At 41.1% G+C, this 285-nt stretch carries 1 pseudogene; it reads left to right on the top strand.

Annotated elements, in window-relative coordinates:
- Positions 1 to 285 (top strand): annotated as a pseudogene (locus CWB66_RS19590) (transposase); the annotation flags it as partial.

Genomic DNA, 285 nt, shown 5'->3' with positions numbered 1-285 from the left:
AATCATGCAGTGTGGTGACATCGATGACAGATCCGATGCGATATCCGTCAGCCGATATAGGCGATTTATACAGTCACCGCTGGGAGATAGAGCTTGGTTATCGCGAACAAAAGCAATATATGCTGGGTAATCGATTAACATTAAGAAGTCGCTTACCAGTGCTTGTAAAGCAAGAGCTGTGGGGAGTGTTGCTTACTTATAATATGGTGCGATATTAGATGGTAAAAATGTGCCACACATTAAAAAGTGATTACTTACCATACCAACTCAGTTTCAATGGTAGTT

This window comes from Pseudoalteromonas sp. S558 (genome assembly GCF_005886635.1).
GTDB classification, from domain to species: domain Bacteria; phylum Pseudomonadota; class Gammaproteobacteria; order Enterobacterales; family Alteromonadaceae; genus Pseudoalteromonas; species Pseudoalteromonas aliena.
The sequence above is the reverse complement of the archived record's forward strand: the minus strand, read 5'-3'. Positions and strand labels throughout refer to the sequence as shown.